The 8,120-nt window shown below is 70.3% G+C and carries 7 protein-coding genes; all 7 read left to right on the forward strand.

The features are described from left to right. Positions 1-233 precede the first annotated feature (233 nt). The 7 genes from D457_RS32385 (at position 234) to D457_RS32390 (ending at position 7,698) form a co-directional block, all read left to right on the forward strand. Entirely contained in the window at positions 234-1,373 is a 1,140-nt protein-coding gene (locus D457_RS32385; protein ID WP_017580900.1) for a heme/hemin ABC transporter substrate-binding protein, read from the forward strand. Continuing rightward, on the forward strand, positions 1,370-2,479 hold the full coding sequence (locus D457_RS0111950; protein ID WP_017580901.1) for a FecCD family ABC transporter permease: 1,110 nt from the start codon (positions 1,370-1,372) through the stop codon (positions 2,477-2,479). The genes D457_RS32385 and D457_RS0111950 overlap by 4 nt, the downstream gene beginning before the upstream one ends. 17 nt (positions 2,480-2,496) lie before the next feature. Continuing rightward, positions 2,497-3,456 carry a heme ABC transporter ATP-binding protein gene (locus tag D457_RS0111955; protein ID WP_394297041.1) on the forward strand — a complete coding sequence of 320 codons (960 nt, stop codon included), beginning with the start codon at positions 2,497-2,499 and terminating at the stop codon, positions 3,454-3,456. A gap of 6 nt (positions 3,457-3,462) precedes the next feature. Next, positions 3,463-4,248 (forward strand): class E sortase, encoded by a 786-nt coding sequence (locus D457_RS0111960; RefSeq protein ID WP_017580903.1) that lies wholly within the window; start codon positions 3,463-3,465, stop codon positions 4,246-4,248. 16 nt (positions 4,249-4,264) lie between these two features. Next, positions 4,265-4,549 carry a hypothetical protein gene (locus D457_RS0111965; protein WP_017580904.1) on the forward strand — a complete coding sequence of 95 codons (285 nt, stop codon included), beginning with the start codon at positions 4,265-4,267 and terminating at the stop codon, positions 4,547-4,549. Between the two features lie 260 nt (positions 4,550-4,809). Continuing rightward, on the forward strand, positions 4,810-6,534 hold the full coding sequence (locus D457_RS0111970) for a DEAD/DEAH box helicase (RefSeq protein ID WP_017580905.1): 1,725 nt from the start codon (positions 4,810-4,812) through the stop codon (positions 6,532-6,534). Between the two features lie 123 nt (positions 6,535-6,657). Beyond that, on the forward strand, positions 6,658-7,698 hold the full coding sequence (locus D457_RS32390) for a zinc metalloprotease (RefSeq protein WP_017580906.1): 1,041 nt from the start codon (positions 6,658-6,660) through the stop codon (positions 7,696-7,698). Positions 7,699-8,120: the final 422 nt, after the last annotated feature.

Below are 8,120 nucleotides of genomic sequence, written 5' to 3' on the forward strand. Positions count from 1 at the left end.
TTCGCGTTCGTGCGGGTCAGACGGCGTTCCGTCACCCGCGAGACCTGGGGAAGAATTTAGGTTACGCTTACCTTGGCGAAGTGAGCCTTACCTAACTCGATCCCGCGCCGGAATAGTTGACCACTGAACCGTCAGGGTTGTCAAGATTGTGACGACCTGTCATATAAAAGGTCGTGTCGCGCCCCCGCTCCCAGGCGACACCCCGGTACACGGATCAACCGAAAGCGACCGCCATGCCCCACGCCGTCCCCCGTCCCCACCTGCGTGGACGACCCAGACCGGGCCGCAGCGCCGCCGCTCTGCTGGCCGCTGTATGCACCCTCGCCCTCACCGCCTGTACCGGCGCGGTCGCTCCCGTGGACGAACCGGCTGACGAGGGTATCCCCGGACTCTCCGAGAACCGCCTCCAGATCCTGGCGGAGACCGAAACCCCCGAGCTCCCCGTCACCGTCGACTCGGTGATCCTGGACCCCTACCGCACCAGCTCGGACCCCCTCGAGTACGAGGAGGTGGAGGTCACCGACACCAGCCGGATCCTGCCACTCACCGGTGGCCTCGCCGAGATCGTCTTCACCCTCGGGCTCGGCGACAGCGTGGTCGGCCGCGACGTGGCGGCCACCTTCGACGAGGCCGCCGACCTGCCAGTGATTAGCGAGGGCCACGACGTCTCCGCCGAGTCCGTCCTCGCCCTCCAACCCACGGTGATCCTCGCCGACACCCAGACCGGTCCCCCCGAGACGATCGAACAGATCCAGGGCAGCGGCATCCCCGTGGTGATCGTCGAGGAGGCCTGGTCCTTCGACGAGATGTACCCGCGCTTCGAACGCGTCGCCGAGGTGCTCGGCGTCCCCGAGTCCGGCACCCGGCTGGTCGAGCGCACCCGGGAGCAGATGGCCTCGGTCCGCGAGACCTCCGTCGAGGCCAGCGGTTCACCCCTGGTCGCCTTCCTCTACCTGCGCGGTACCGCCGGGGTCTATCTCCTGGGCGGGCGGGGCTCCGGCGCCGACGCCATGCTCGCCGAGATCGGCGCCCGCGACGCCGGGGTCGAGATGGGCCTGGACGTGGCCTTCACCCCCATCACCACCGAGGCGCTCATCGAGGCCCAGCCCGACGTCCTGCTGGTGATGACCAAGGGCCTGGAGTCCGTCGGCGGCATCGAAGGGCTGGTCGAGATCCCCGGTGTCGCCCAGACTCCGGCTGGCCGGAACGGCGCCGTCATCGACTTCGAGGACGGGGTCCTGCTCAACTTCGGCCCCCGTACACCCCAGGTCATCACGGCCATGGCCGAGGAACTCGCGGCCATCACCGGCGAAGTCGAGAACGCCGAGGGCTCGGATGCCGAGGACACGGCTGCAGAGGACGACACCCCGTGACCGCCCTCTCCGAACGCTCCGCAAGCAGCGACACCACCACCGAACCCGATCCGGACAGCGGCGGCCGCGTCCTGCGCCGACTGCGCGCCGGACTCCTCCTGGGCGGCCTCACGGTCAGCCTCGTGGCCGTCGCTGTCATCGCTGCCGGGGTCGGCGCCTACCCCATCCCCGCGGGCCAGGTCGCCGCGTCGATCCTGCGGGCCATGGGCCTCGATGTGGGCACCGCCCCGGACCAGATCGCGCACACCGTCCTGTGGGACGTGCGCCTGCCCCGCGTCGTGCTCGCGATCATGGTCGGCGCCGCCCTGGGCAGCGCGGGCGCCATGATGCAGGGCATCTTCGGCAACCCGCTGGCCGAACCCGGTGTGATCGGTGTCTCCTCCGGGGCCGCCGTCGGCGCGATCGTCATCATCTTCACCGGACTCACCGTCTTCGGCCACTGGACGATCATCGCCTCGTCCTTCGTGTTCGGCCTGGCCACGACCCTGTTCGTGTACGTCTTCGCGCGCTCGCGCGGCCGCACCGAGGTCGTCACCCTGCTGCTCACCGGGATCGCGGTCAACGCCATCGCCGGGGCCGCGATCGGGCTGATGACCAACTTCTCCCAGGACGCCGAGATCCAGACCATCACCTTCTGGCAGCTGGGCAGCGTCTCCACCGCCACCTGGTCCAAGGTCGCCGCGATCGCGCCGTGCCTTTTCCTGGGCTTGCTGGTCATCCCGGTCTACGCCCGCCGCTTGGACCTGCTCGCGCTCGGCGAGGGACCCGCCCGCCACCTGGGCGTGGACGTCGAGCGCATGCGCCTGGTGCTCATCGGCGCGATGGCCCTGCTCACCTCGGCCGCGGTCGCCTTCGCCGGGATCGTCGCCTTCGTCGGCCTCGTCGTACCGCACATCATCCGCATGATCACCGGACCCGGCCACCGCGTGCTGCTGCCTGCCTCCGCCCTCGGCGGCGGCCTGCTGTTGCTCGCCGCCGACCTGCTGGCCCGCACCGTCGCCGCCCCGGCCGAGATCCCACTCGGGGTCGTCACCGCGGCCCTGGGTGGACCGTTCTTCTTCTACCTGCTGCACCGCACCCGCGCCAAGCAAGGAGGCTGGTCGTGACCGGCACCGCCACCACCCTGGCCGCCGAGACTACGGCCGACACAGTCAGCGCTTCGGCCGCCTCGCCGTTGCGCCGGCGGCTCCGGCAGCGGTTCAGCACCGCCGTCGCGCCGCTGACCCGTGCGCCCGCCCGCCCCGAACCCGTCGAACCCGGTGCCGAGGTGGTCCGCGCCGAGGGCGTCACCGTCCGCCGGGGCGGGCGCGCCCTGCTCGACGGTGTGGACCTCACCGTCCGTGCGGGCGAACTCCTCGCCCTGGTCGGACCCAACGGTGCGGGTAAGTCCACCCTGCTCTCCGCGCTGTCGGGGGATGTTACCGGCGGCCCCGCCAAGGGCGAGCGGGATTCGGGCACGGTGAGCCTGTTCGGCCGCGAGCTGGGGGAGTGGAACCCGCCCCAACTCGCCCTGCGCCGCGCCGTCCTGCCCCAGGAGGCCGCGGTCAGTTTCCCGTTCTCGGTCACCGAACTCGTCGCCATGGGTCGGGCGCCCTGGGCCGGCCTCAGCTCCCCGGCCGAAGACGACGCCCTCACCCGCTCCGCCATGGAACAGGTCGGCGTCACCCACCTGGCCGACCGGCGCTTCCCCACGCTTTCGGGGGGTGAACGGGCGCGTGTGATGCTCGCCCGGGTCCTGGCCCAGGACACCGGCCTGCTGTTGCTCGACGAACCCACCGCCGCGCTGGACATCCGTCACCAGGAACTTGTACTTTCCATCGCGCGTACGCTGGCGTCCCACGGTGGGGCGGTTATCGTGGTCCTGCACGATTTGGGGCTTGCGGCCGCGTACGCCCATCGTGTGGCGGTACTCTCCGGAGGACAGGTCGCCGCGCAGGGAACCCCCGCCGACGTGTTCAGTGCGTCGCTCCTCAGCGCTGTGTACCAACACGAGGTCGAAGTCCTGCCGCATCCGCGTACGGGGGTCCCGCTCGTCGTCCCCCTCCGGTCACCCGGGTGCACACGAAAGCGTCCACAGGAGTAGGTCGTATTGGTGTCCACAACTGAACGGCAGTCCCACGATGAGCCCCACCCCTCGGACGAGGGCCGGGAGCGGGCCCCGCGGGGCCGACGGCGTCGTGCCCGCAAACCGAAGACCACCCCGGGCGACGTCGTCCGCGGGTTCGTCCGGTTCTTCGGCGAGATCCTCCTGACGGCGGGTCTGCTGATGCTTTTCTACGCCGCCTACGAGGTGTACGGCTCCCAGTGGGAGACCGACCGTGAGCAGCAGGGTCTGGCTGACGGACTGGACGAGGCGTGGGCCGTCGCCGATGAGCGGGGACCGGACTCCGAACCCCTCCCGGGCAGCGCCGACAGCCGCCTCTACGTCCCGGACCTGGACCTGGACTGGGTGGTGGTCAACGGCACCGAGCCCGACGACATCCGCTACAGCCCCGGCCGCTACACCCAGTACGACAGCGCCCCCGGCGAACTCGGCAACTACGGGGTCGCGGCGCACCGCACCCCCGGCCTGTTCTGGGACCTCGACCTGCTGAACGAGGGCGACGTCATGGTGCTGGAGGACGGCGAGAACTTCTACACCTACGAGGTCTTCCGCGAGGAGACCGTCCTGCCCGAGGACTTCTGGGTGGTCACCCCGGACCCCTTCGAGGAGGCCTCCGAGGAGGAGCCCGGCCGGGCCCTGCTCACCCTCACCACCTGTGCCCCCAAGCTGAACAACACGCACCGGCTCATCGTGTGGGCGGAACTGACCGAGACCACGCCCAAGTCCGAGGGCATGCCCGACAGCATCGCCCACATGGCGCCGGACGCGTAGGGGAAGGGACACACGAATGTACGGACTGATTTGGCACATCCTGCCCGGCCCCTGGGCCTCCAAGTTCATCATGGCGGTGGGCCTGCTTGCAGGTGGAGCCGCGCTGCTGTGGTTCTTCGCCTTTCCGGCGATCTCCCCGCACATGCCGTTCAACGACGGCGCGGTGGACACGACCGGGATCGGCGGCGCCGAGGTACCCGAGGGCGAGGTCGACCCCGAGGCTGTCGAGGTGGAGGGGGAGCCTGAGGCCGAGGAGGGCCCCGGGGCGGAAGAGGTGTCGGCGGAAGGCGACGGGGCCTAGAACGGACGTTGCGGACGAGGGCTGAGGTAGGCCTGGAGCAAGGCTTTCGAGACGGTTCTCGAACGACGGCGCGGTGCGGTGCGGCAAGCACCGTGCCGTTTGCCGTTGGGCGAGGTGGCAGCCGGTACCGGGACGGCACGGGCGTGTCCTACCGGATACGCCCGGGGACGGGCGTTGTGCGCGGCACCACTGCCGGGGCTCCCGGATCGGTCTCCGGCGGCCGCTAACCTCAAGCAGGTGAGCAACGGGGGACAGAACGAATGACGGTGACGCAGACCACGGCGGAGGATCGCCTGAGCGGCCTTCGGGCCTGGCAGCGGGAGGCCTTCGAGGAGTACTTCCGCAGGCAGCCACGCGATTTCCTCGCGGTGGCCACACCCGGCGCGGGCAAGACCACCTTCGCCCTCACACTGGCCAGCGAACTCCTCCGGCAGCACGCGGTACGCGCGATCACCATCGTTTGCCCCACCGAGCACCTCAAGAAGCAGTGGGCCGAGGCGGCGGCCCGGTTCGGCATCGCCATCGACCCGGACTTCAAGAACGGGCAGGGTGCTCTCGGCCGCCAGTACATCGGTGTGGCCGTCACCTACGCGCAGGTCGCCGCGCACCCGATGCTGCACCGCAACCGCACCGAGGCGCGCAAGACCCTCGTGATCTTCGACGAGGTCCACCACGCGGGCGACGCCCTGTCCTGGGGCGACGCGGTCCGCGAGTCCTTCGACCCGGCCACGCGCCGCCTGTCGCTGACCGGAACCCCGTTCCGCTCCGACATCAACCCCATCCCGTTCGTGGACTACGTCCAGGACTCCGCGGGGGTGCGCCGCTGCTCCTGGGACTACAGCTACGGCTACGGGCCCGCGCTGGAGGACGGCGTGGTGCGCCCGGTCATCTTCATGGCCTACTCCGGTGAGATGCGCTGGCGGACCCGGGCGGGCGACGAGCTCGCGGCCAGACTCGGCGAGCCCCTCACCCAGGACGCGCTCTCCCAGGCCTGGCGGGCCGCCCTGGACCCCAAGGGCGACTGGATCAAGAAGGTCCTGCAGGCGGCTGACCGCCGCCTGACCGAGGTCCGCAAGACCCACGCGGACGCGGGCGGCCTGGTCATCGCCAGCGACCACGAGAACGCCCGCGCCTACTCGCGCATCCTGCGCCAGATCACCGGCAAGGGCGCCACCGTGGTGCTCTCCGACGACCCCACCGCCTCCAAGAAGATCACCCGCTTCTCCAAGAGCGACGACCGCTGGATGGTCGCGGTCCGGATGGTCTCCGAGGGCGTGGACGTGCCCCGCCTGATGGTCGGCGTGTACGCGACCTCCACCAGCACGGCGCTGTTCTTCGCGCAGGCCATCGGCCGCTTCGTGCGCGTGCGCAAACGAGGCGAGGTGGCGTCGGTGTTCCTGCCGTCGGTGCCGACCCTGCTGGAGTACGCGGGGGAGATGGAGCGCGAGCGCGACCACGTCCTGGACAAGCAGCCCTCGGACGACGAGTACCCGGAGGAGGACCTCCTCAAGGAGGCCAACAAGAAGAAGGACACTCCGGACGCGGGGGAGGAGCTCCCCTTCGAGACCATGGAGTCCGCGGCCGAGTTCGACCGCGCGCTCTACGACGGCCTGGAGTACGGCGGCGGCGCGGCCGGTTCCAGCGAGGAGGAGGACTTCCTCGGACTGCCCGGGCTGCTCGACCCGGAACAGGTCTCCCAGCTGTTGCGCAAGCGCAAGGCCGACATCCACGCGAGCCAGCGCAAGGCCAAGGGCAAGGCGGAGCCGGAGGAGGAGTCGGGGCCCACCCACGAGGTCCTCGCCGAGCTGCGCAAGGACCTCAGCAACCTGGTCGGCGCCTGGCACCACCGCACCGGGAAGCCGCACGGGGTGATCCACAACGAACTGCGCCGGGCCTGCGGGGGGCCGCCGGTCGCGCAGGCCAGCCCACCGCAGATCCGCGAGCGCATCGCCAAGCTGCGGGCCTGGGCCGTGGGCCAGAAGTAGGTTCCGAGGCCAGGGGCGGGGGTAGAGCCACAGTGGTCACCCGTTGGTCGAATCGGGCAAATACTTAGCAAGACTGCGCAAGGCTCCCAATCGCAAAGCAATCGGACAACTACAGTCCGTGAGGTGATTGGACGAAGCCCGCGCGGAGGCTCAGCCGCGACCTGGTCCGGCCTGACCCTGTGCGCACTCGCGCTGACCGGTCTGGTGGCGACCACGCTGCCGGAGCCCGCCGATCCCGAGCCCCCGGGGCCCGGACCGGTGGCCGCGTTCGACGACTACTGTCCTCCCGGGCAGGAGCCCCGGGCGCCCGACAGCGCCGACACGGCTGCCCGGGAGTCGCAGAACCGGGTCGCCGACCCCGGTGCGGGCACCGCCGAAGGGGTGGAGGTCACCCCGGAGCAGGCCGTCGAGTACGAGGAACAGTTGCGCGAGGCCCTGGTCGCCCAGCGCGGCCGCGAGCTCGCCCCACCACACACGGTTCCGGTGGTCGTCCACGTGATCTCCGCCGAGGACGGCCGGGGTGACGTGAGCGACCGGCGGATCCGGGACCAGATCGACGTGCTCAACCGCGCCTTCCGGGGGGACTACGCGCGTGGCTCCGAGGGAACCGACACGGGCTTTCGCTTCGAGCTCTCCGCCGTCACCCGCCACGCTGACAACGTCTGGTTCGGCGACTTCAACCGGCACCGCGACACCATCCGGTCCCGCCTGCGCCAGGGCGGCCCCGAGACCCTGAACGTCTACACCACCGCACTCGACTCCGGGCTGCTCGGTTACTCGACCTTCCCGCAGAACTACGCGAACCACTCGGCGCAGGACGGCGTGGTCATCGCGCACGACACCCTCCCGGGCGGTGAGCGCGACCGCTTCAACGAGGGTCACACCGGCACCCACGAGGTGGGCCACTGGCTGGGGCTGTTCCACACGTTCCAGAACGGCTGCCAGAGCCCGGGCGACTACGTGGACGACACCCCGTACGAACGTGAGGCCGCGGCGGGTTGCCCGAAGGGCCGGAACACCTGCCCCCACCTGCCGGGCAAGGACCCCGTCACCAACTTCATGAACTACAGCGACGACGCCTGCATGACCCACTTCACCCAGGGCCAGGCCCGCCGCATGATCGACCACTGGACCGCCTTCCGCGGCTCCGACACCCGAGCCTGACCCGAGCGAAGAAGTGCGGCGCCCCGGAACCTTCCGGGGCGCCGCCCGCTGCTACCGGGCATCCGTTTCCGCCCGGCCCCGATGTCACGGATGCCCTTGGCCGCTGTGAACGCCCTGGTCTCCGCCGGTACCCCGAAGGCCCATTTCACCTGCTTGTTGGCGAGGAGGCCCGGGCGTTCGCGCCCGGGAGGAATCGCCTTGCCCGCTGAACCATGAGCGCAGGCAGCAGCGCGCATTGGGTTTCAGGGGAGTTTTGTGGTTTGGCCCCGCGGGCGGGGGTGGTGTCGTTAGTGTGTTCGATCATGAAGGTGGTCGTGCGGGTGAAGTTGTTGCCCTCGCCGGTACAGGCGAGGGTTCTTGAGGCGACCCTGCACGCCTGCAACCGGGCGGCGAACCACGCTTCGCAGGTGGCCCAGGACAGC

Source organism: Nocardiopsis valliformis DSM 45023, from assembly GCF_000340985.1.
Lineage (GTDB): Bacteria > Actinomycetota > Actinomycetes > Streptosporangiales > Streptosporangiaceae > Nocardiopsis > Nocardiopsis exhalans.